Origin of the sequence: Arthrobacter pascens (genome assembly GCF_017052465.1) — a bacterium.
Lineage (GTDB): Bacteria > Actinomycetota > Actinomycetes > Actinomycetales > Micrococcaceae > Arthrobacter > Arthrobacter pascens.
The window spans coordinates 22373-45970 of the sequence record NZ_JAFHKT010000102.1 but is presented as its reverse complement, the minus strand read 5'-3'; the positions used below and the strand labels follow the sequence as shown (position 1 = coordinate 45970).

Below are 23598 nucleotides of genomic sequence, written 5' to 3'. Positions count from 1 at the left end.
CCATCGGGCCATATGTTCGGCTCACGCGCGAGTGATGTGATCCACGACGGCAAGGCGGGAGAAGCTGATCGAGTAAGCGTACTAGCAATTCAAGGACGGCTACAGGAGTTGGGACAGTCCATAACTATGGACGGCTGGTTAGGAGAGCAAAGCGACGCTGCGATCCGAGAATTCCAGCGCAGCCGCGGTCTGACCGATGATGGCTTGGTTGTCCCGCCAGCTGGAAAGCCCTGTGGTCATAAGAAAAGCGCCCGCCTCTGCGGGATATGGAATTGGGGCGCCTGCCCACTTCACAACGGGCCAGGCACTCCCGATTATAGTCGGACCGCTGATGCGTCGGTCCCCAGTTTTTAGCAGAAGGTATCTATCGAAAATGATTATTTACCAATGGACGCTCGGCTCTCATCTTCAGGCCAATGCGTTCGAGGACTTCGCGCGCGAGCGCTACCTACCTGCCCTCCACGCTGGCCCCACACGGTCGGGCCAGTGGCATTCGATCCGCCTGCTTCGCCGCTCACGCGAGCACGCAAGCGATCCCCTCGATCTCGGCCGGCAATTCCTGCTGCTCATCGAATGGAGCGGTATACCGATTGACCTGCCGCGTGTCGATGACCCGACAGTCCAAAAACAGTTCGACGCTTTCCTGCTTGAGTCCGTTCGACTCGGCAGTTTCGATACGATCAAGAATGTGATCAACGAGGAAGCATAGCCGAATAGATCACCACATAAAACATTTATCGAGATATTTTTACGCGAAATCCATTGGCCGCTGTACGGTCCACGTTTATCCAGCCCTGAATTGAATTCGAGGTACATCTCATGGCGCTCTACCCTTTTGCAGAATGGAGACCGCTCGCTGCAGGCGACCCGGGAAGCCGGCTGGCCGCGCACGACGTCGTCTGCCTACATACTATGGCCGGATTCTTGACTGGCACCGAGGCGATGTTCAGGGACAAGGGGTGGGCGGGCACTGAGTCACACTTCGGTATCGGCGGCCCCGCTGACCTCGACAAGGACGGAGTCATCTACCAGTGGGTGGATACCGACTTCCAGGCCGACGCCAACCTGCAGGGCAACGCGCGCCTGATCAGCATCGAGACCAGTGATGGCGGAAATGAAACGACCCCGTGGTCGCAGGCCCAATTGGACGCCATCATAGCGCTGGTCCTCTGGTGCTGCAGGGAATACTCGATCCCCGCCGAGCTCATCCCCGATAGCGCACAGGGACGCCGCGGTATTGGCTATCACCGACAAGGCATCGACCCCTGGCGAGTAACCAACGGCGAAAAATGGTCGAACGCCACGGGTAAAGTCTGCCCGGGCCAGGTCCGCATCACTCAGCTGATCGACAACATCATCCCGCGAGTGCAACAGGAGCTTTCCGGGAGACCGACGCCGACACCCGCAGTCCTCCAGCTGTGGTCGATCTCCCCGGACTCCGGAATGGCAGGCGCACAGGTGGAGCTGTCGGGCTCCGGCTTCACCATGGCCACCGGAGTGGCCTTCGGACCGGTGTGGGCGGACTCGTGGTCGACGACCGGCGACCAGCACATTACCGCAATAGTGCCCGAGCCTATAACCAGTGGGTCGGTGTGGGTGACGGTCAACTCCCAAGATGCGACGAGCGCAGCCGTTGCCTTCAGCTACGACCAGTCCCCTTCCTTCCCTTCGCTGTCGCTGACCAGCGTCAGCCCGGACACCACCGCCGCCGGATCGCAAGTGGTGCTATCCGGTTCCGGCTTCACATCTGCTACCGGGGTCGCCTTCGGGGACGTGCCAGCGAACTCGTGGTGGATCGACGACGACACCCAAGTCACGGCAACGGTGCCAGCGCCACTGACCAGCGGATCGGTGTGGGTAACGGTCAGCAAAGTCGATGCCGCAACCGAAGCCGTTTTGTTCACCTATGAGACCTGATGCGGCCCATCGGAGCGGGCCTGTCTGACCGACAAGCTGTCCCAACGGGACTCCTTTGGAAAGGCATAAACACGAAATAAGCATTAGATCGAAGAAGAAAGTATTGGGCAGTATTTTCTGCCGCCACATATCTATTATAAATTATCAGGCGCGCGACTATCTAGCGAGGAAATAGGAGGTAGCCGATAATGTGGGATCAAGTCAGTGAGAATTTTTATAGCTTTACTGAACCATTGGAAGGGCAAGTCCTGTGGATGTATCAGGACATCTTGGGTAAAGTAACAATTGGGTTGGGTCACTTGATTGATAGTGAAGATGCAGCAATCTCTCTATCCGATGAGGGAGCTCCGTTTTATCTGAGGAACGACAACAACCAGGCATCTACGGACCAAATTGCCACGGAATGGCGTGCGGTGAAATCCGATAGCGAGCACACTGGCCGCGCCTGGGAGTACGAACCTTCGACCAACCTGCGTATCAACAGGGAGGGGTGCGCCGAGCTGACCAAAAACAGGTTACTCTCCTTCGAGTCAAAACTCAAAGAAACAGCGGAATTCGGCACATTGGACGAATGGCCAGCGGACGCTCAATTGGGCCTTCTCAGCATGGCCTGGGCCATGGGGCCCGCATTTGGGCAGGGCGGCAAATGGCCAAGCTTCCGTCAAGCCTGTTCCACTATGAACTGGCTTGACGCCGCGGCAAAATGTGACATGTCAAATGCATGGTTGATAAAGCGCAACGCAGTGAATCGCGGCCTATTTAGAAATGCTTCTTACTCGGTGTCTCAAAGAGCGGATCCTTCCGTGCTTTACATCGAAATCGGCTCACAGCGGCCTACTTTACGTATGAGTGATGCGGGTGAAGATGTAGCATCTCTACAGCGCTTCTTGGCATATTTAGGCTTTTATGTTGGTGAACAGAGCGGCCAGTTCGACGAGCCAACTGACGCAGCCGTCCGTTCCTTCCAGAGCAGCGATGAATTGACCAATGATGGCGTCGTCGGGCAACTCACCTGGGCGGCGCTGGGATACATTGTTCCCCGCGTCTAGCTCGTTTTTCAAAACCAGTGGGTGTAGTCCTCCCGGGCTCGGTAGTATTTCCGCTACCGCGTCCGCGAGTGTCGCCCATCCCGGCACCCACCCCACAAGTCCTTCAAATCCCGCGCCCGCCAGCACATCCGTCGTCCAAGAGGCCACGTTCGACGGTGTTGTCGTTTTGGCATATCGGATCCGGCGCGTGCCATTGTCGCCGAATCCTGATCCTCCCCTCACCTGGGCGGATCCACCCACCCCGGCAGACGCCCAACCGTCAGCGTCGCCGGCAGCCAATCCTACTTTCAATGATCCGAGGGCTTTTCCACTCCCGGACGGGCACGCCTTCGGCCTTGAGGCCGGACCGACCGTGCACGACGGGGTAACGGATGGGGACCGGGTCAACATCCTCGCGATCCAGACCCGATTGGGCTCACTGGACCCAGCTATCACGATCAACGGTGTCGTCGGGACCCGAGACGGATGCAGCGATACGCGCCTTCCAGCGTCGACATGGCCTGACTGTAGACGGCCATGTGGGTCCCATCACCTGGGAAGTCCTGTGGACATCATGAGCAATTTTTTGCAGGGGTTTTCCCATTCCCAACAGAGGCCGCCGCCGTGAGTTCCGGCCGTGCCTTCGAAAACGCAGTTCAACATGTTGTGACCTATTGATGGGAGAAACAATGGAATCCGTTCCTTACACAATCGTGGCCTTCACACCCGATGACATAGACGACAGCGACGAGAGGGACGGCTGGGTTTATGACAAGAACGAAGTAGGGGAAGATGATGTCTAATCTCACAGATTTCCCGCCCCGGCCGGAGGGCGTCCGGGTGAACGGAGCAGAAGGACGCGGTTGGGGTCCAGGGTGGCCGAATTGCCAGCAAGACACACAAGTGACGGTGACCCGTCCCGACGGTTTGCGAATACCCCTAAGGAAGGAGATTGCCGAACTCGTAGCACTTCTCATGGCCGAGACCGAACGCCGCGGCTATGACATCGACCCCGACCATACGGGTGGCTTTGTCTGCCGGCCCATCCGCGGAACGGACCGCCCCTCAAACCACTCCTGGGGTCTAGCCGTCGACATCAACTGGCGCACTAACCCTCATCAGGACGAGCTTGTCACGGATATGCCGTTTTGGATGCCGGAGTTGTGGTGGCAATACAGTTTCTACTGGGGAGGATGGTACCGGGAACGACCTGATGCGATGCACTACGAGTTTGTTGGAACACCGCAGGATGCTCGCGCCTTGACAGTTGCAGCACGGACAAGTTTCCCGGCCTCAGGGCAGGTCATAAGCAATGGTGGATTTACCCCTCCCTCAGAATCTGACGGCTTCGAGGCGTACGTCACCGACGCCAATCCCGGGCAACGCAAACTCCGCAGTGGTTCAGCCGGCGAGGACGTGAAGTTCATCCAACGCGCTCTGGGATTCCCTGAAGGCCAAGTCGACGGTCTCTTCGGCATGGATACCGACTCCGCGGTCAGGGACTTTCAGCGGGACAACTCTCTTGTTCCTGACGGTATCGTAGGTCCCCGCACGTGGTCCGTGTTGCTGCAGTGACCGGTCTCCCAAGGGTGAGTGGCCAACATACCGCCATCCGTCGCCGCCACCGGGACGGTGTTCATCATCTTGGACACTTGTTTCGGTTGGCGGACCACCGTCGCACCTGCTGTGGCTACCTTCTTCGACTCAACATCTTGGCTCTGAAGCAAGCCACTCGTCAGTTTGGGGTGGCGAGGGCGTGACGCCGGGGCGCTTGGATAACCACACTCCATAAACGCGACTGTAGTACTTAGTGCGGCCGTAAGTAATAGTTTCCCGAGCGCTGGGGCGCGGGTAACCATGCGATCCGGCCGAGAGGAATGAACAGACCACCTGTTCGACCTTGGCCCCGCACCGCTGCAGAAGCTATAAATTGGTCGCGACTTGGTCCCGAAAGCCATAAGGGGGCTCCCGTTCACCGCGTTGAGTTGAAATGTTGGGACATCGTCTCGGGCAAAATAGGGCTACCGGACATCTCGAATGAAATCGAAGCGAACCCCCTCTTCATCGTCGACCAGCCCGATAACCGGAAGTTCTTGGTGAAAGCTTGGTAGCAAAGCATTAGGGTCTGATTGGTGGAGCCGCGACGCCAAGTCAGGAGCTTCAAACTGCTTGAGTACTAATCAAAAGGCCATTTGAACCGGGTGCCAACAAACGGAACTCATCCTGCACCGGAAAACTGGTCAACGGCAACGATACCTTCGGCCTCCTTCGCCTGATCGCCCTAATATTGCAGGTCGGGGCAGTGTCTTTCGGCGAGAGACGCTTCCCCCTGAGAATCCTCTTCCGATCCCCGCGACGACATCCGGGCGATAACACGCTTTAACGAATCCTCTCGGTGTCCTCAAAGCGCATCCGCTTGATGACTTCCCACCTCTTAAGGATCATCGAGGCGTGGGCCGAGCCAAACCGTTCGGCAATCGGCTGGAATGAGGCAGACGAACCCGCAAGCCACTCCTGGACGCGCTGCCGATGAACCTCTATCTCCGAGCCCTGAAGGCTAGGGTCAGACAAAATTGTCTCGAGGGTCGCACCGGGTATCGAGGAGGTCGCCTCGGCCGCGAGATGCTCTGCAAAGTCTGGCATCGACTGGTGTAGCGCTGCCATGAAACAAGCGGCAGTGCGCTCTGTAGGCAGAACAGCACCGCCGTCCAAGGGCGGCGACATGGCTAACAGCAACTTGCACACATTAACGAATCGCTTGACCTGCCTTGGCGTGCCAGAAATAAGAGGGTTCAGCGCCTCGATGAAAGCCAATTCGCCAGCCGTGATCGAGAAATTCTGTGCTTCCCTGTCGAGCCAAGGTCCGTGCACCGCCAGCATCGTCCTGGCGACCCCCTCCTCGTCCGGACCAACCTGCAGTGAGGTGAGGCTATTCTGCGAGGGCGGACGGCTAGCGTTCGACTGAGCGACTGACGGAAGAAGGAGACCTCGCACGAGCCGATGGCGGCCGGCCTCGTCGAGATGCTCGACCCAGAACGGGATCTGGAAGATCTTCTCTAGATAGTCCGTAGGGGTTGGAGCATGGATGGCTGAATCTGCCTTTTCTTGAAGGATGGGCACTGCCCGTGACAGAGCGGCCTTTAGCCACCGCGTGTCGACGGCGACGACGACAACGAACAAAGGGAATGCCAACAACAGATGGACGGCTTCGAGTACCTCGACGACCCGTTGGGGAGGGCAGCGGTCGAGGTCGTCAATGTAGAGGACGATACGGTTGGGTGGACCATCGGGTTGATGGGCCATGGGGCTGTTGTTGTATTCTGCGATGAGGCTCGACAGCGTTTCCAGATCATCGCTGATAGTAGTTACGATCCCTAGCCTCTTGCGGTAATCATCGCTGGTGTACCGGCCGGACAAGAAGTTGGCATAAACCGTCCCAGGGTTGAGACGGGCGCGTATTGTGGCGAGGTCGAGGCCTCTTGCCGCCGCACCAGCAGCCTTCTGCCGTTCTTCGCTGATTTTTTTGCGCGTGGCTTCAATCTCTTTCTGTTTGGATGCCAGGTGTTCTTCGGCCTTCCTGACGTGGCTCGACATTTCCCGCTCCACTTTCGCAGCGGCATCGAGGGCGGCCGTTTGCTGCCCCTCGGCGAAGACAGCAGTCGCGCGCAAGAATGCGACGAGTAAGGCCGCACCGGCACCTAGAGCGATGGACAGCGCTGAGGGCAAACTGAACCCACGCAGGTCAAGGACAAATACGACAACGGGAATAATGAACAACGTGAGGCTGACACCCAGGATGCGGCTCAGACTCCAGAATTTGCTTTGACGCCAAGCAGGAGTGTCGGCTGCGGCTTTGAGCCGGCGCGCTTGTTCAACGGCATTAGTGACTTGGGGCCCTAGAAGGGATCCAAGCCCACCTACCATCGCCGCGGTCGCGGCCGAACGAGCGTGTGCGTCGTAGGACGTTCGCATTGCGGCGTCCTGCAGGGCAGTCACCTTCTGCTTGACGCGCTCCAGCGAATCAGCCGCCACGCGTGCATCGTGCTCTTGGTTTACCTTCGCTGTTAGGAGATTGGCGACCGCCGTCTCCGCGCGAAGCTGCTCACCAAAGTTCTCGTCGCGCAGTGCGCGCTGCTCTTGCTGCTGACGGTTTAGCTCTGTTAGTTTCCGCCGAGCCTGCGGCGTAAGCTCGTCAAAAATGCGGGACAGCAATGCGGCCCACAGGTCCGTCTCGACATACTGCCATGCGTTGAAATCGATCGCTAGGATCTTCGTCCAGATCTCCTTCGATGTGGAGTTATCGCCCGTCGCCGCCAGGCTTGTTAGCTGGCTAACTCGCTGTCGGATTTTTGCCATCAGGAAGCTTTTGCCGCTGCCCCAATCTCCAAACAGGCCGATTGCCAGCGGTGGTACCAGCGTCTTTGACGCAATCAGGTACGCGAAGGCGTCAGCCTCTTCACTTACTCCGATGAAGTCGGCCCTTGGGTCAGGCATGTCGTTGGAAAAGGAACCCAATGTCGCTGGTCGCCTTGGGAATTTTTGTGAGAGCCATTTTCCAATCTGCTCGCCTGCCGGATTAGGGCTCAACAGATTGATCTCTTCAGGAGTTTTGAACTTCGAGCTGGAGCCAGCGCTATCTGGAGAGGGAATGATGTCATTGAATTCGCGCACCAACTCGCTCGCATCGATGCCGAACCGTGTCAGCCCGGGTTGTAGCCGCTCCTGCCACTGGTCCAGCGAAAGAAGTTCGCCCAGAACGTGTAGAACTTGTGGCATGCCCCCTGCCCGGCTGTCGGCGGCATACAAGATTGACGTTACTTCGGCATCCAAATCGTCGGGCTCGGGCGCGCGTGCGACATTGGCGGCCTCATGCAAGACCTTGCTGTCGATAATGGGGTAGTCGTCGGGAAGGAGATCTCGTGCGGTGAGACCAAAATAGTCTAGGAACTGCCAAACTTCTCCTTTTGAATCGGGATGTGCTAGTAGGAGCCCTACGAAAAGTTCGTTCGCGGTAACAGTGGGCTCTCCGCCCCGCTGCACCGCGCAACCAGTCGCCCACTCTAAGGCCTTTTGTACGGATGGGGACCAACGCATTTCAGAGGCTTCGGACAACACTGCCCCTCCAATGAGATTGTTTTTATCTAAGACTTCGCTCCCGAGTTGCAGCGGAAGCAGCATGGCAACATCCCGGCACGTGTCGCTGCCGGCACGCCCCCGTTCGGCCGTGCCATCCGTTCAAAATCAGGCCGCTCCATGCTTCTGCACTAGTTGCCGCGTTCAGCTTATTGTGGCCAGACGCTACCTCGGCGATGCAGAATGGACGGCCGACTTCCGTGATGGTTATAACGCACATTCCCCGCCGGCCCATCGTTCCAGGTTCACTTTCCAGAGTTTGTCAACGAAGGTAATGAACGGGCCTCGGTCAATTCCCCCTGGAACTGACTTTAAATCGCTGCCGTTATCCGTGCGTTACTGGCCGTCTGCCCTAGAAGGCTCCTGCCGTTTGGAGGTACGGGCCGTCTGCAATGCCAAGTGACGGTTCTCGGGTTGCGTTTTGCTCCGTGCCGACAGGTCAGGGACGTTCACAGTACAAATTCGTGTGTCATTCTCTTAAATGTTTCTGGAGGACCTTGGGGGAGTGTCGGGGGGAATGGCCTGTACAAGTGCGATTGGGTAATATCCTCCCGAACAATCGCCAACCCGTCTCGACTGCATCGGGTCTCCCTTCATGAAGCGGAACCCATACGGCCGCATCAACAGCATAATCCTCTGCGTTCGAGGACCCCATTCTCTGAGGGACCTACTCGTGAGTAGCGCGCCGATCGCTGCTGCTGTTCCAGTATGCGTCGCGTGCGCTGAACGCGACCGCGCCCGCATATGTCCTGGGCAGATGGCGGGGTAATTCCGGGGGCGTCCTAATTAACGTCGGTGAGACCGTTTCATCTCAAGAAATACAATGAGATCCGGTGCCGGGCCAGCGCGGTTCCGGCAGTGCAAATAGGTCCAATCTCCACTGGCTCCCGTCAGGCGCGTAACGCCCGAGTAACGCATACAAACTAGAGTGCGAATACTCGCCACACTTAAAGGTCCGCAGAGATATTGGCTCCAAAATTTCTGGCAGATGTGCAAAAGATGAGTATTCAACTAACGGAAGGAACGATCGAGCGTGAACGCGAACACCAGCTGTCAGGCGGATTCCTAGGATGGCCGCGCTCCACGGACTGGCCAAGACACGAGACGACCTGGCACGAAACGTCCTAATTTTTGGCATCGCTGGCATTATTATTGTGTCGGGTGTAGCAATATGGCTAGCCAGCGATGCCAATCGGCCAGAGATGGCACGGCTCGTATTCGCTTCGATCCTCCCCTTGTTTGGCACGTGGGTGGGAACAATTCTGGCGTTCTACTTCGCACGGGAAAATCTCGTAGCAGCCACGGAGAGCACCCAACGCCTGCTTGGACTCAAGCCCACAACGCCGGTCTCCGAGGTAATGATTCCCAAGGCACGAATAATTTCCCATAATTTGCCGGCGTCGACACCGGCAGAGTCTGTGCCACTTGCTGACCTTTACACGAGGATGGTTTCAGCTGGCGTCTCCCGCATTCCGATCCTCGACGAATCGGGTGCCGTCACCTTTGTCGTCCACAAATCAACCATTGACGCATTCGCTGCAACTCTGGAGACGTACGAGGCGCCGGAGGCGCTAACGCAAACGATCCATGAACTGCTGCTGAACCCGACATTAGAAAGACGCATCAAAGCTATTGGCGTCGTAGGACCCAACGCCGTTATTGCGGAGGCGCGCAGGACAATGAGTTCAATTCCAGAATGCCACGACGTCTTTGTGACTGCTGGAGGGGCGAGGAAGAACCCCGTCATCGGCTGGCTTACTAACACCGATCTCGCTGCGGACCTATGAGACCGCCGCCCGCTGGGAATTCAAGAAGAGGCAATTCGTCCCCGTTTCTCAGCCTCGGCCGGGGTGTTCGTTATGTCCGTAATCAAATCAGACGCCCATGCTGCCCCCGGCCCCGGACAGAGTTGCAACCTCTTCAGGGGACGGTCGCACCACTGATGCATCGTATGTTCTCTTTGAATAGGTGTGGCATTGGCCGGCTCTGTGAGGGCCGACAGTGCCGGAATAACCGTCACGCACGTGTCCCCCGGAGTTCGCGCCCCAATAAAGTACGCCCTGGTTTCCTACCTTCCTGAATGGGCCGGTGTGTCACTGCCTCCTCGGTGGCTTGGAGACGCATCCGAAAGATGGGCACCCAAAGCTGGACGCTCGCTTCACATAGTCATTCGCGGTGGTGGCGCAGCTGGGCCTGGGGGACGGCTGGTTGGATCATATTGAGACACTGCCTGAACGGGTCAGATATGCAGCCTGAATCACAGGCCTCTCCCGGACCGGCCCTGCGGGGTGTCTGGAAATTCAGCAAGCAGGGCTATTGCCGGTGGGGGAACCAGGTGACCTAATGGGACTGATCGAATGCGAACGTGGCCAACGTCCCTTCAAACTCCGAACCAACCATCCGGCGTATAGCTACCGGTTCGCCGCTGAAGGCAAAAGTCGAAGGGGCGGATTCGGGTTCTTCGGCACGCGCACTGGTGGCTCATCGGTTACGGCTATCACCCGCTGTTGGCACTCATCTGGCTAACCGTTCTCTTCATCCTCTCAGCAGTGCTTGTTGAATCACAGCGCGCGCATCATTCGTTCGCTCGGACACGAGAGTTGCGGAAAATGACAGTCAAAGTGGACGGGAAAGACCAGTGTGTCAACGGCAGAACCCAGCCAGAACCACCAAACTACCCGCCTTTCAACCCCGGACTCTACGCCGTCGATACTGCAGTCCCGCCCATTCCAACCGGGCAGAGCCAGGCTTGGAGGATCACCGAAGCATGGCTGCGAGATTCTCCCGGATTACTGGCCAAGGAGGAAGAATCTGCATGTGCTGCATCACCGACTCCGGGCGGTGAGGTTGCGTCCTACATCTCTTGGGGCTTGTATGGCGGAGTGTGGAGCTGGTAAGCGACATGCACCTGACTCGGATCCTTCAAACGGCCTTTGGATGGTGTGACGAGCATCTTCACCGGTACACGGCTGCCGACCCTACGGACGGCTTAAGCCCGTGGACGGAGGGTCTCGGAGCCCCATAGTGGTTCCCCGCCGAGTTCTGCGACTCCCCGACGGATCCTCCAAAAGAGGAATGCTCCCTTGGTGATCTTGTAAAGCTGACGAGGGCACGACGTTCTACGAATACGCCCTTAGGGGCCAACTGGCTGCACCGGCTCGGTCTAATCATCCGGCGGCGCCGTGAGCCCAACCGATCCGCCAGCGCGAATCCTCGACGGCGCCCGAAGCGGTCTGCTCGGAGATTCCGGAGGGATGCCCGGCTACGAGCAGATCTTGGACACGCTGGCTAACCCATTCCCACGACGACCACGAGCACGGTCTCGAGATGGCTAGCGGAGGTAACCAGGTACCGACGCGCCGTTCGATCCAGAGTTCCTGAACCTAGCGGAAATCAACCACGACCTTAGACAGGAACAGGTCTTAGGACTGATCATAGCTGGCAGCCGGGGGACTGCCCCCGGTTTTGTTGATTCCTTGATCTAGCGAGCTTGTGCTCGTGGAAGGATGTTGACGATGCCCACGCCGTATGGGGCGGAGTTCCGCCAGGATGTTATTGATGTGGCCCGGAAGGGCGAGGCGCCGTTGGCTGTCCGATAACCACGAATCTGCGCGAGAGAGGCCCCGGCCCGCAACCACCCACACGAGGCGGTCAATCCATACCGTCTAGTCGATCCTCTCGTCATCAGCATGTGCGACCGAGGTCGCCCAGCCCTCTCCTTCGGTCTGGACGATCTCCTCCACCCTGACGAGGAGTTCCGCGGTGTCCTCTGGTATCGAGTCCGCCGGAGCAACCTTGAGGCTCCGGTAGGGCGGACGCCCTGCCTTCCACAGGACCAGCTCGCGCTGGATCTGCATCAGCGAACGATTCTCGCGAATGAAGTTGTCGCGCCAATTGAACAGATCGCCGACGCCTGCGAGGAAGGTGGCCATGGCGCCGAGGGCGGCGAGGACGACCAGGGGGCCGTTCGCTGCCGCTACGACTGGGATGGACGCGGTGATGACGAGCAGAGCGATGTGCTGGTACCTCCACCACCTTTCACAGCTCTGCTTGCCTCTGAGCCGAAACGCGTGATGGGCGAGAACTGTGTCGGGAAGGACCTCTCGCCACTCCGCCTTCACCCAGAACGGCTCCGGCGGAGTACCGCCGTCCGTCGGCTTCCCGCGGTCCGGGACCCTCGCTCCACTCGCGGGTTTCATCCCGATCGCCCCGGCACGGCCCACGTCCTGGCGAGCTTGCTGACGAGGAAGGCCAGGGAATGCAGGTGGCGGTGGCGCACTTCCTCCGACTTGACGCCCGCAGCGCGGGCGGCAGGAGTGAGTGTTTCGACGTTCGACCCCGCGAGCTCCTCGGCACTTCGGACTCCGATCAACACGCGGAACGTCCTCGACAGGGTCGCGCCCCTTTGCTGCAGGGCGGGCGCGTGATCGGGAGCGGCACCTTGATGGGCGGCTACCTGATCAAGCGGGAGTGGCACCACTCGGGGCCGATCGCCGGGTTCCCCGGATTCCACTACACCAACGGCTACTGCCAGTTCATCTTCAACGTGCAGACCACGGAGTTGGCGGACTTCTACGGGATCGAGGTCTCCCACGGCGGACGAGGTCACGTTCTCGTGGGAGCAGCTCGAGAGCAAGAAGGACCTCGTGAAGGTCACATCGGAGAGCGGGCCCGTGGGTTGGCTCAGGCGTACGACATTGGGCTCCACCGCCCCGAGACGTTTCATCCGGTCACCCACGCGGCATTCGCAGATAGAAGAACACGTCCAAGTCGGCAGCCCGTTGCGGGTCGCGCTCGCCGAGCAACAACTCGCGTGCGGTGAGTCCGTCGGAGGTGCCTAGGTGCTCGGCGTTCAGCCAAGCGCGCTCGGACCGTTCTCCCTTGGCCCACACGTGTGCCGAGCGGACGCGGAGCCGGCAGAGAATCCGGGGCTCCTCCTCGAACTCCCACTCCAGTTCCTTCATCTGCTCGTCGAGTACGGCGGGGGCGTAGCCGAACCGGTGCTGGGGTGCCGTCTCGAGGAACCTCCGGGCCCTGCTGCTTGGCGTCCACGTCAGGCCGCGCTCGAGGCGCTCGATGTTGCGGTCGCGAGGGCTGCGTGCTCGCACTTTCGTGAACACCTCGCCGGCGAGGCGCATCCGCTGGAAGCCGAAGAATCCCCGGATGCCATCGCCCCGACTGGGGTCGATGCTGGCCTTGCCCCAGTACCAGCGGTCCGGGTCGGTCGTCGGGTAGGGAAGGTCAAGCTCCACCTCGACGATCGGGTCCCACGGCTCCGGGGTGCACTCGAGCGCGTTGCCGGAGACTCCGATGACGATGCTGTCAAGGAAAGCGTCGTACTCGACTTCCTTGCCGTTGAGGATGAGCTCCTTCTCCAGGAGCGTGTCTACGGTCTGGTCACCGAGGAGAACGATCGACGTGATGCTGAGCGTCTCGGGCTCCTCCTCCGGCCCTTGGCCCAGGTTGGCGCACAGCTCGTCGAGCGCCTCCTGGACGGTCGTCGAGTTGTTCAGCACCTTGCAGGCGCCGGGCTGGTAGCTGGTGTTGGCGGCGGTCGAGAACTGGCTCGTGAACACCAGGGGCGCACCCTCCGAGTTGCCGCTGCCGTCGAGCAGTGTGACCTGGACCCGCTGGGCGGACGCGGACGTGGCGCTGTCGACGCTCCACTGAACCTCGCAGACGCCGTCGGTGCCAGTGGTCACGTCGACCACGGCGGCGGTGGACACGGCCTGACCGTTGATCTGGGACGGCGGCGACACCGGCGCGGCGGGAGTGTTCCACCGGAGCCTCGCGCCGGCGACCGGCGTCCGGCCACGCATCACCGCTACCCGCAGCGGCGAGGGCAGGGCGACGAAGCCGCTGCCGGGCGGGACCATCACGGCCTGGCCGTCGCCACCTCGGAAGAACAGGCTGCGGTCGGTCAGGGACGCCGCGGGGATCCGGCAGTCCTCGAAGGGGCTCGCGCCGTTGAGTACCGCGAGCGGGGCGTAGCGCGTGTCGGGGCCGTGCGGCAGCTCCTGGGGACTGCCTGCCGGCCAGTCGATGGTGCCGTCGGAGCGACCGGCGAAGGTCCAGTGGTCGCCCCGGCGGAAGGTCGTGGCCGCGGCCCCGCCGCTACCGGCCCCCAAGCGAACCTTGACGCCGTCACCGAGGTCGATGTCCTGCGACACGTCTGGGGCCGTGGCGGTGGTCGTGACGGTCTGGGTCCCGGACCCGTGGGGGAAGGCGTCCCAGAGCCGGAGATACCAGGTGCCCGTCAGGGTGGCGAGTGTGGCGGCCGCGGTCGAGGCCAGGGTCACCACGCTGTCGCTCGCGGTGGCCACCTGGAACATCCGCGTGCTCGCGATCGCCGCGCGGGGGTCCACGTCGTCGTGCGCCGTGACCAGCTCGGCGTACATGCCGGCGGCGAACCAGTTGTGGGGGTCCAGCGCCGGTGGTTCGACGGTGACGTCGGTGCCGCTGACACCCTTGATTCGCACCATCAGCGAGGCGTTGCGTCGCGACATCTTCACCCGAAGTCCGGCCAGCCCGAACCGCGGACCGTCGACGTTCGGGAAATCGTTGCGGGCGGTGCCGCCGTCGACCTCGATGCGGAAGCAGATGTTGTCGCTGCGCGAGTAGCCGCCGGCCGGCGCCAGGCTGCAGGGGTCGGTCGAGGGTGGCGCGGCGTCCGGTACGACGGCGAGGGTGCCGGTCGACGGCGCGACCAGGCGCTGCCAGTCGGCCTGGCCGGTGATCGTGGCGCAGCCGGGCGACGCCCAGGCACCGCTGGGCGAGAAGGGGAAGACCTGCCAGTCGACCAGGGACCGCCCCGCCGCCTGGGCGTCACCCAGCGCCGGGTCGGCGTACGCCGTCTCCTCGACCGGGTCGACGTGGCGGACCAGCGCCTTGACCACCATCGCGACGGGTCCGACCACAGCGGCGTCGGTCCGCGGGTGCGGCTGGGTGCCGAGCGTGCACGCGGAAGGGTTCTCCAGCAGCCAGCCGCCGAGGTAGCCGCGGCCGCCGCCGATGCCGCAGGCCGGCGGAGTCGCAGCCACGGTGATCGCGAACGCGGTGGACCCGGCCGGGACGACGAACCGGCCCGGAGAGCCCAGGGTGTCGGCCGTCTCGGCCTCGATCCGGGTGAGTGTGTGCCGGGCTTGCTGGTCGAGGTCGGCGTCGAGCAGGGCCTGGCCCTGCCGGGGTACGACGGCTCGGGCCGCGCGCCGGTCGGCGGCGCGGATGGTCTGACGGGTGGCGTCGTTGCGGATCGTCATGGCGTGTTCCTCCGTTGTGCGACAGTGGCCGAGCGGGTGTCGTCGATGACTCCGGCCCTGAGAGCCGATGGGACGAAGTCATCGAAGAGCGACACGAGGTTGGCGCGGGCGATGCCGTGGGCGGCGACCGCGAAGGCGCCCATCTCGGCCTCGTCCTCACCGCCCAGCCGAATCGCGTCCGGGCAGAGCTCGTGGAGCATCGCCACCGTCGGCTCGTCGAGCGAGCGATCCAGGAGGACCGGCTCGACGGAGAGCCGGACCCGCTGTGCCTCGCTGACGGACAGCGGCGCGCCCTTCGCCTGGCGGGCTGCTGCGAGCGCCAGCTGGGGCTGGCAACGGTAGAGCCGCGGGGCGGCCGAGCCATCGGGGACGAAGCTGAAGCGCACGCAGCCGGACTGGCGACGGGAGACGGTCAACGGGGCGGCGAACAGCACGTTGGTGGCGGTCAGCTCCCGGAGCTGCGAGCTGCCGAGGACGGTGACGTTGCGCAGGCAGCAGTCCAGGCCGGGTGCGGCCAACGTGTCTCCGGTGGCGATGCCGTCGGACGCGACGACTGAGTCACACAGGGTGAGGTCGCCGGTCACCGGGATGGCCGAGGAGCCGAGGCGGATCGGCCCGCACATCGTGCGGGTGATCTCGACGGTGACGTCGGTGAGCTGCCCGGTTGCGGTCAGGGCCGCCGCGCCAGGGGACCGGAGGGTGGTGTGCCGAAGTTCGAGGTGGGAGACCGAGCGGACCGCCAGCCTCATCCCACCGGTGATCTCGAGGCCGTCCACCACCAGCCGACCGGCCTCGGCCGTGTCCGGTCCCGAGCCACGCTGCACCCGGACCGTGCCCTCGACGGTGAACCTTCGCTCCCGGCGTACGACGAAGCCGCGGAGCGCGGGGTCGCCCGGGACGCCGGGCGCGGCCACCGGGATGCGCCACTCGGCGGCCACCAGGTGCACCTCGGACTCCGCCGGCACCTCGATGTCGAGCGTCCCGGCCGCCGCCGACACCGACTCGACGTCGCACCGAGCCAGGATGACGAAGCTGCGGCGGTTCGCGCCGGCTGCGGCGACCTCGGCGAGAGCGGCGGCCAGGCTGGACACGGTCCGGCTGGAGGTCTGCGCCGAGCCGCCGGTCGGCCGCGACGGGTCGACCACCCATATCAGGTCGGTCACCGGACCGTCGTCGCGGATCTCGAAGGGCTGGTCGGCGGCGCCGCGCTCCTGCGCCCCGGCTCCGACCGGACGGCCGTGGCCGGTCGCATAAGCGACCCTGACCTCGGTCACGTCCGGGGTGCCGGGGGCGGGCAGGGCAGTGACGACGCGCCCGGTGACCGGGTCGACGGCGCAGGTGATCGGAGCCGAGTCGGTCGTGCGGGTCGCCTGGGTCGCGCCCTGCTGGTACCAGATGACCGGCAGGGTGGCGGGCGGTCTGGCCGACGGCTTGGTCTCCAGGTTGGCGATCCGCAGCTGCGCGGGTGGTACGGCGGCGAACGTTGTCTCGCCGGCACGCCGAACGAAGACCCGGAATGGCAGGCCGCTCGCGTCGAACCACGGACGACCCGTGAGCCGTGGCGCACGCCCCTCGACGGCGGCCCGCCGCAGCTCGTCGGTCTCGCGGTGCAGCGGCAGCCGGCGCAGCCGGTCGGCGAGGTCGCGTCCCTCCGGCCGCGCACCGGCGGCATCGGCGACCCGGTCCGGGGCGAAGAGGCGGAGCGGGGCGCCGGGCTGGGCGGCCAGCTGGAAGTGGCCGGTCGTGCCGCCGGCTACCGGCCAGGTCTGGGCCTGCGGCACGCCCGACACGTCGCTGGCCGCCAAGGCGGTCCCGACCGGTGGGGCCGGGAACACCGGGACGACCGGACGCAGCAGGTGCACCCCGACCGAGAGGATCCCGAACCGCCCCGACGGGTGGGCATGGGTCGCCACGACGTCCCGGACGTCGAGCAGCCGTGGCAGCCGGTCCTGGAAGGCGCCGGCGCGGGCGTGCGTGTCTCCGTCGACCAGCGATCCCGTCGCCGGCCGCTCGGGCCGGACGTCCAGCAGGTGCTGCAGACGGGCCACGCGGAGGAAGTACTCCACCGCAGCGGCCCCGTCGCCGGACACGTCGCGCGCCAGGGCCTCCAGGACCCGGGCGGTGCCCTTGCCGCGTCGGTAGCGGACGGTGTTGGCGACGTACGCCCGCTGGTCGAGCGCCGCTCCCGGTGGCATGGGTTGCAGCGGGATCGCGGCCACCAGAGCTGCCAGTCCGGGCAGGCTGGCCGCATCGGCGGTCTCGACGAACAGGGCGTCGTAGTAGGCCTCGAGCTCGACGTCGAGCTCGGTGCTGGAGCGGGCGAGCACCCCGAGCAGGGACCGAAGCGCGCTGCCAGTGGCCAGATCGACCTGCCGCACGTGCGCTGGCAGGAGGTCGTACAGCTCCGCGCCCACCTCGGCGACCCGGCTCGGCGACACGTCCGGTGTGGTGCTCATGGCGTCAGCTCCTGGAACGGGAGGATCCCGGCCGCGGCAAGCGACAGGCGGCGCGCAGGCATGAAACCGGTGCTCGGCGCCTCGGGTCCGGGACAGGGCAGCCGGCCCTGGGCGTCCTCGACGACCCCGGTCGCGGAGAACGAGACGAGGCGGGCGGCCACGACGCCCTCGACGTTCTGGACGAAGGCCAGGATTTCGGAGCGGTGGACAGCCCGTGCGAAGGGTCGGCCGGCGGCCCCGAACTGCGCCAGCAGCGCGGCCCGCACCCGGTCCTCGACGTCCGGGCGCCGGTACGTCGGGTCATGGGCGAACGCCACGCCGACCGACATGGCCAGGTCGATGAAGCCGGCAACAAGGACCTTGGTGCCCGGGGGAGCGGCGGCCAGGATCGCGTCGCCCAGTTCGGTGATCAGGTCGGAGCCGGGCGCCGGGGGCGCGAAGGTCGTCGTCGCGATCGTGACGACGATTGTGCGGGCCCGGTTGAGGCGAATCTCGGTGGCGTCAGCACGTCCCACGCCGCGGTAGCCCTCGGCGAACGCCGCGAAGTCGCTGAGGGCGACGGCTCGCCCGAGCGTGCGGATGGCCCGGGGCGCCGTCTCGCGCATCTCGGCGTCGGTCTCTGCGTCGCTGCCGCCCTCGGCCGGAACGGGGTTCGTCACGGTGCTGACACCGGTCACGGGCGTCAATGACTGCACCAACCGTCCGGCGACGAGGTTGCCGGCCGCCCCGCCTCCGGTGCGGTACCGGGCGGTGACGTTGCCGATCCCCGAGGGCAGCCGGCCGCCGAACTGGACCTCGGCGCTGTCGTCGCCCCGGGCCAGCACGCGGAAGTCGCGGCTCGTCGGGTTGTCGCCCGGGAGTGTGTCGACGAGGTGGAAGGCCCGGCCGTCCACGCTCACCTGGATCGCGGGCGCGAAGCCGGCGGGGCCGGCGGCCGGGAGGTAGGCGAGCCGCGGACGCCTCAGGGGGTACCGGGGCAGCGCGACGCCTGGGTCGCCCGACCCGAGGATCTCGACCCCCGGCTCGACGCCCGGTGCGGCAGGGATCGGCGGAGCCGACTCCGCCTGGGAGGCGACCGTGCAGTTGGCCAGCACAGACAGGGTTGACGCACGGAACCTGCGCTGCAGCGTGCCCTCCAGCTGCAGCAGAGTCGCGGTCACTCCGCTTCCGGTCACCGCTGTCGCCTTCGCGACCACGGCCGGCTCCGTCGCCACCGCCCCGGTCGTGGTGTCGACGCCGCTGAGGACCACGCGTCGCCCGGGCGGCAGCTCGTGGGTGCCGAGGACGTAGAACCGGTCCGCCTGAGCCGTCGCCGGGAGCGCGGGGTGCTGCGCGGGTGCGGTGCCGGTCACCGGCAGCTCCGGGTCGGCCAGCGGCACGACGAGGCTGAGCCGTCCGGTCTCGAGGTAGATGGACAGGGTCCGTACCTCGGAGTCCAACTCCTTCAGCGGCGACACGGCCAGGTCGATGCCTCCCGCGCTGGTCCGCGCGAGAGTGAGTCGGGTGCACCGAGCGGACAGGCCGAAATCGCTGCGGGCCGTGTCGACCGCCGCCGTGATGCGCGTCAGGACGGAGCTCGACCCGTCCAGCAGTGCAACCCGACCTGCAGCGGCAGCAGCGTGGACGGTATCGAGGTCCACCTTCGTGTCCTTGAAGGCGGTGAAGTCCTTCCAAGCCGTGGCGGCTGCCGTCGCCGGGCTTCCCTTGGCAATCCGTACCGACTCCGGCATGAAGCTGATGTCGGGGGCCGTTGCCCCGAACGGCATGGCCCGGTCGCCGAGCAGGACGACCGTCCCCTGGGCGGCGCCGGACGTCACGTAGCTGTCCGCGGCACACGTGCGACCCCCGGACACGATGAGGGTCGTGGTCGGGACCTGTGCGTCGTCGTCGGTGGCGACGGCATTGACCCGAAAGAGCACCCAGGTCGTCTGAGAGCCGGCCTCGCCCTGCCAGGTCAGGACGTGGTCACCTGTGCGGACGGCATGGCCGACGCCGGTGACGAGCAGCGACGTCGTGGTGGTCGCGACGGTCTGGGGCTGGGGTGCGCGCACAGGGCTGAGGCTGTTCCAGGCCCGGCAGGCGTCGAGGTCCGCGTCGGTCTCGAACACCTGGGGCTTCTCCCCGGGCTCGGGGATCGTGCTGACCTTGGTCCCCGCGGGGACGGTGGCCCGGGTGGGCGCGCCGTCGATCTCCGAGACCGCGAACGACAGTACCGTGGTGGCCGCCAGCGCTGGGCGCCTGCGGTGGCCGAGAAGCCGGGTGAGGAGCTGAAGGGCCTCGGCGTCGCCGCTGCGGGTCAGTGTCGTGTCGGCGTGCTGGCGGTGGAGGTTCCAAGCGATCACGTGCGCCGCGCCGGCCTGCGCTGAGAGGAGCGCGATACCCGGATCGTCCAGCGCACGGGTCGTCCATCCGAGGAGCGGTCGATGCGCGTCGACCTCGGCGTGCGCCACGTGATCGAGCATTCGCTCCAGGATCGCGTGGTGCGCGAACGCCGCCGGGTCGCCGGGCAGTTGGACGGCCGGTGTCGCCTCGTCGCAGCCGCACGTCGTACCGGTCCCGCACCCGCAGCCTGCCTCGCCGGTCATCGGCCACCTCCCATCGTGATCCGCAGCCGCCCGCGCTCGGGGAAGCTCGGGTCGTCCCGCAGCTCGAGCACCTCGGTGGCATCCGGCTTGATGAGGCCGAGGCCGAGCTCGCCCTGCGAGAGCCGGGCGAACCGTTGGAAGACGATCGGCGTGACGCTCTGGACACCCGGCACCGCCATCACCGCGGCGATCAGGGCCGAGAGGTAGAGCGGTGTGCCGAAGGTGAACCGGTCGGGATGGAAGAAGCCGTAGCCGCCGTCGGATCCCACCGGCGTGAGCGCCGCCCGGACCCGCTGTCCGACCTGGCCGCGGATCTCACCCGGGAGCGCACAGACCGAGAGCTCCACGTCGAGCGGGACCAGCTTCGCCGCCCTCACCGCCACGTCGAAGCCGGCGAGCCGGTAGGTCTCGAGGTGAGCCATCAGCGACGTCCGGAACGCAGCGTCGACCGGACGCCCGCCTGCTCGGTCGACGTGGACGACGACCGTCTGCCAGGCGCCGGTCCATCGTGCGACGGCCATCGCGTTGGACACGTCAGGGTGCTCGCGCGCAGCGACCGCGTAATCGTCGGCCGTGACGGCCCGCTGCGGGTGACGGAAGGCCTCCGGGGCGACCGCCCGCACGACGGCAGCGCTCTCGGGTGCGGCACCCCCGTGCCCGGGCAGGGGGTTGGAGACGTTCTGAACGGGCAGCTGCTCGAGGGCGGCCGGCACGACGACGTGGCCCAGAGCGTCGGCGCCCAGGTTGCCGGCGGTGCCGCAGCCGAACCGGCCCTCGACCCCGAGTACGGCGCGCACCGTCGGGCCGAGCCCGTGGATCCCGTCGCCGAAGCGGAGCGTCGGTGCGCCGGTGGCGTCGGTCTCGACCACGAAGTCGCGGCCGAAGGCACCGCTGGCCAGCAGGTCGGTGCGCGCCGTCCACGTGGAGAAGGCGTCCCGCAGGCTAATCGCCGGGGGCCCTCCGGTGTCCGCCAGCAGTGCGGTCGCCGTCACCTGTGGTAGGTCGGCGGGGCCGTGGGGGGAGACCCGGGCCAGCGGGCCCGGCGCCCGGACGCGTGGCTGCCAGCGGCTGCCGGGCTCTGGTGACGGCGGGTCCAGCCTGGGCGACAGGTCGGCCGTGCTCGCGGGCGTGAGGCCCAGGGACGCCACCGGGGGGAGGCTGACGCCGTGCTCGGCCAGGACGATGTTGCCGCGGACCGCCCCGCAGACGACCCGGACCGGTGGCCCGCTCGGTCCCTGCACGCGGCGTGAGACGACGAGGTCGAAGGGCAGGGCATCGGCGTCGTCCCAGCCCACCTCGACCAGCGAGAGAGCGGGGAAGAGGACGTCGTGGGTGGGGCTCACGGAGGTGAGCCGGACGACGAACCGGTGCCGTGGATCGGCATCTGCCCCCTCACCGGTGTCGGGGGAGGCGATCTCCTCGACCAGGAGCAAGTCGCCCGCGCGGAGCTCGCCGGGACCGCCCCCGCTGTCGTCCACCAGCGTGAGGCCCGTCGCTCCGCGGGGCACGCAGCACTCCTCGTCGCCCCACGTGTGGAGGGCGATCCGGGACCGCCACTGCCACAGACCTATCGGCGCGAGCGTCTCGAACACGACCGGCAGGTCCGGGGTGGCGCGCAGCCAGGTGGCGTACTCGGGCGCGGTCACAGCGGTCGGGAGCTCGGCCTGCCGGGGCAGCACCGGGGTGTGCGCCGGCAGCAGCTGGCCGTCCGGGAACGCCGCCGACGCCCGGAAGCCCAGGCTCACGAAGGTGCGTGCGCTGATGCCCTCGGCCGGTGCGTAGTCGACGAGGCGGGCGTGCCGTACCAGGGACGTGCGACTGCGGGCGGTGTCGAGGAACGCCTCGGTCGTGGTCCAGTCGACGCGGTAGCTCTGCTGGTCCAGGCGGTAGGCCAGTGCCTCGATGACAGTCGTGGTCAGGTCCACGGCGTCGTCCTCGCGGAACCCGGGCACCAGCACGGCCAACCGGTCCAGCATCAGCCGACGGAAGCCCTCCCAGTCGCGCGCGAGGTAGTCGAACTCGGGGTCGTCCGCCTGCTCTGTCCCGGCCGGTCGCGACGGCTCGGCACAGTCGAGCTCGCTGCCACAGTCGATCTTGAAGGTGAACTCGACCGAGGCCAGGTGCGGGTCGAGGAACGCGGGAGGGTCGGTCTGACCCGGCCCGGCGACCACCTCGAGCCGGTAAGTCGAGAAGTCCGTCTGTTGGCCGCCCGGGATCGTCACCTCGTACGACGACACCGTGCCCGCCCCGGGAAGAGCCTTCACGGTGGGGTCGACCTGGGGGGCGGGAAAGCGCACGCCTCCGGTGATCCGGATGTTGTCCCCCGCGAGTTGGGCCGCCGGCAGCGTGAGCGGCTTCACCAGCACGAGCGTGATCACCGTCGGGTTCGAGACGGGGTTGCCCTGCTGGACCTCCAGGTAGTCGATGCCGGAGATGCCAGTCGGGGCGGCGGGATCAGCCAGCAGGGCGCGGCGGCGCTCGTCGCAGCAGATGTAGCGGGTGCTCATGTGAGGTCCTTGCGGACGCGCACCTGGCCGGTCGAGCGGGTGCGGACGGTCTCGTAGGTCAGCGACACCTCGAGCGCCGCGTCCTCGTCGAACACCGTGACGGTCAGGTCGACGAGGGTAAGCACGTGGCCGAGCCACTGCTGCACTGTGGCCTGGAGCGCCGCCTCCAAGGCGAGCGACGCGGGGCCACCGAGCGGACCGAAGACCATCTGCCGCACCGGGCTGCCGAGCTCGGGACGCATCACTCGCTCGCCCGGCACTGTGAAGATGAGCAGCTCCAGGAGCTGCCGGACGTGGGCGTCGCTGCCGTAGTCGACCACCGCCGAGCGTCCGAGCGGGGTCGGGCCGAAGGGGAACGAGATCCGGCTCATGTCGCCACCACCCGGGTCTGGCTGGAGGAGACCGTCGGGGGACCGCCGGGGATCTGCTCGGCCGAGAGGCAGAGCGCCCCCACTGGGTTGATCAGCACCGGTTGCCCACCGGACGTGACGCGCGTGGCGCCGAGCATCCAGCGCGTGCTGACACAGGGCTGCGGCTTGGTCCCGGCCACCACCGGGACGTTGAAGGGGCAGCCGGCGACCATGCCCTGGTCGGTGAGCACCGCCACCGGCAGTCCCGAGACGGTGACGCGTGGTGCCGACGGCACGATGGTGAGTGGCGCACCGTGCGGGCAGCTGACGGTGGCGCTGGCGTGGAGGACAGGTCCGGGCATA

Annotated in this window: 17 protein-coding genes; 8 read left to right on the top strand and 9 right to left on the bottom strand. The window is 65.1% G+C overall.

The genetic code is table 11. From position 1 onward, the window contains the following. Positions 1 to 12: 12 nt before the first annotated feature. The 6 genes from JYA52_RS23040 (at position 13) to JYA52_RS02410 (ending at position 4520) form a co-directional block, all read left to right on the top strand. On the top strand, positions 13 to 354 hold the full coding sequence (locus tag JYA52_RS23040; RefSeq protein ID WP_205651562.1) for a peptidoglycan-binding domain-containing protein: 342 nt from the start codon (positions 13 to 15) through the stop codon (positions 352 to 354). Positions 355 to 373: 19 nt separating this feature from the next. Beyond that, the gene (locus JYA52_RS02430) at positions 374 to 709 is read left to right on the top strand and encodes a hypothetical protein (protein ID WP_205651561.1); all 336 of its coding nucleotides are present in this window, start codon (positions 374 to 376) and stop codon (positions 707 to 709) included. Positions 710 to 819: 110 nt separating this feature from the next. Beyond that, positions 820 to 1917 carry an IPT/TIG domain-containing protein gene (locus JYA52_RS02425; protein WP_205651560.1) on the top strand — a complete coding sequence of 366 codons (1098 nt, stop codon included), beginning with the start codon at positions 820 to 822 and terminating at the stop codon, positions 1915 to 1917. A gap of 188 nt (positions 1918 to 2105) precedes the next feature. Continuing rightward, positions 2106 to 2966, top strand: a complete 861-nt coding sequence (locus JYA52_RS02420) for a peptidoglycan-binding domain-containing protein (RefSeq protein ID WP_205651559.1) — start codon at positions 2106 to 2108, stop codon at positions 2964 to 2966. Between the two features lie 371 nt (positions 2967 to 3337). Continuing rightward, positions 3338 to 3523, top strand: coding sequence for a peptidoglycan-binding domain-containing protein (locus JYA52_RS23035; protein ID WP_372433708.1), 186 nt, complete (start codon positions 3338 to 3340; stop codon positions 3521 to 3523). Between the two features lie 397 nt (positions 3524 to 3920). Then, positions 3921 to 4520, top strand: a complete 600-nt coding sequence (locus JYA52_RS02410) for a peptidoglycan-binding protein (RefSeq protein ID WP_205651557.1) — start codon at positions 3921 to 3923, stop codon at positions 4518 to 4520. An 804-nt stretch (positions 4521 to 5324) separates the two neighbouring features. Here the strand turns inward: JYA52_RS02410 and JYA52_RS02405 are convergent. After that, positions 5325 to 8123 (bottom strand): P-loop NTPase fold protein, encoded by a 2799-nt coding sequence (locus JYA52_RS02405; RefSeq protein WP_205651556.1) that lies wholly within the window; start codon positions 8121 to 8123, stop codon positions 5325 to 5327. A gap of 1025 nt (positions 8124 to 9148) precedes the next feature. On the opposite strand from JYA52_RS02405, the gene JYA52_RS02400 reads away from it, so the two are divergent. Together JYA52_RS02400 and JYA52_RS23030 are read left to right on the top strand one after the other, a co-directional pair. Beyond that, complete coding sequence (locus JYA52_RS02400) at positions 9149 to 9865, top strand: CBS domain-containing protein (protein WP_205651555.1); 717 nt, start codon at positions 9149 to 9151, stop codon at positions 9863 to 9865. 1097 nt (positions 9866 to 10962) lie between these two features. Continuing rightward, positions 10963 to 11103: a plasmid pRiA4b ORF-3 family protein gene (locus JYA52_RS23030; protein ID WP_372433707.1), complete on the top strand. Its 141-nt coding sequence runs from the start codon at positions 10963 to 10965 to the stop codon at positions 11101 to 11103. 640 nt (positions 11104 to 11743) lie between these two features. Here the strand turns inward: JYA52_RS23030 and JYA52_RS02390 are convergent. The 8 genes from JYA52_RS02390 to JYA52_RS02355 form a co-directional block, all read right to left on the bottom strand. After that, positions 11744 to 12277 carry an SLATT domain-containing protein gene (locus tag JYA52_RS02390; RefSeq protein WP_205651553.1) on the bottom strand — a complete coding sequence of 178 codons (534 nt, stop codon included), beginning with the start codon at positions 12275 to 12277 and terminating at the stop codon, positions 11744 to 11746. Further along, positions 12274 to 12453, bottom strand: a complete 180-nt coding sequence (locus JYA52_RS02385) for a hypothetical protein (RefSeq protein WP_205651552.1) — start codon at positions 12451 to 12453, stop codon at positions 12274 to 12276. The genes JYA52_RS02390 and JYA52_RS02385 overlap by 4 nt, the downstream gene beginning before the upstream one ends. Before the next feature lie 355 nt (positions 12454 to 12808). Next, complete coding sequence (locus JYA52_RS02380; protein ID WP_205651551.1) at positions 12809 to 15337, bottom strand: hypothetical protein; 2529 nt, start codon at positions 15335 to 15337, stop codon at positions 12809 to 12811. Then, entirely contained in the window at positions 15334 to 17793 is a 2460-nt protein-coding gene (locus JYA52_RS02375; protein WP_205651550.1) for a hypothetical protein, read from the bottom strand. The genes JYA52_RS02380 and JYA52_RS02375 overlap by 4 nt, the downstream gene beginning before the upstream one ends. After that, positions 17790 to 20378, bottom strand: a complete 2589-nt coding sequence (locus tag JYA52_RS02370; protein ID WP_205651549.1) for a baseplate J/gp47 family protein — start codon at positions 20376 to 20378, stop codon at positions 17790 to 17792. Before JYA52_RS02370 ends, JYA52_RS02375 begins: the two co-directional genes overlap by 4 nt. After that, the gene (locus JYA52_RS22740; protein ID WP_504739504.1) at positions 20375 to 22885 is read right to left on the bottom strand and encodes a baseplate J/gp47 family protein; all 2511 of its coding nucleotides are present in this window, start codon (positions 22883 to 22885) and stop codon (positions 20375 to 20377) included. The genes JYA52_RS02370 and JYA52_RS22740 overlap by 4 nt, the downstream gene beginning before the upstream one ends. Then, positions 22882 to 23256: a GPW/gp25 family protein gene (locus tag JYA52_RS02360; RefSeq protein WP_205651547.1), complete on the bottom strand. Its 375-nt coding sequence runs from the start codon at positions 23254 to 23256 to the stop codon at positions 22882 to 22884. Before JYA52_RS02360 ends, JYA52_RS22740 begins: the two co-directional genes overlap by 4 nt. Then, entirely contained in the window at positions 23253 to 23597 is a 345-nt protein-coding gene (locus JYA52_RS02355; protein WP_205651546.1) for a hypothetical protein, read from the bottom strand. Before JYA52_RS02355 ends, JYA52_RS02360 begins: the two co-directional genes overlap by 4 nt. Position 23598 lies beyond the last annotated feature (1 nt).